This is a genomic window from Paraburkholderia sp. SIMBA_027 (assembly GCF_046535315.1).
GTDB classification, from domain to species: domain Bacteria; phylum Pseudomonadota; class Gammaproteobacteria; order Burkholderiales; family Burkholderiaceae; genus Paraburkholderia; species Paraburkholderia tropica.
Window position 1 is genome coordinate 1 of sequence record NZ_JAWRWY010001587.1, and the last position, 236, is coordinate 236.

Below are 236 nucleotides of genomic sequence, written 5' to 3' on the forward strand. Positions count from 1 at the left end.
CGGAGTGCTGGGCCAGGACTACGTCGAGGGCCGCATCGACATCGAAGGCTCGATGCGCGACGTGATGGCGGCGGCCTCGGCGCTGCTGCCCGGCTCGCCGGTGGATGCGGCGCGCGGCGGCTGGCTGACCGAGCTGGTGCGCAAGGTGATGTCGGTGTGGCGCCACTCGGTGGAGCGCGACGCCCGCCAGATCGAATTCCATTACGACCTTTCCGACGACTTCTACGCGCTGTGGT

The 236-nt window shown here is 69.1% G+C and carries 1 pseudogene; it reads left to right on the forward strand.

Going from position 1 to position 236, the window contains the following annotated elements:
- Positions 1-236 (forward strand): annotated as a pseudogene (locus tag SB764_RS44530) (SAM-dependent methyltransferase); the annotation flags it as partial.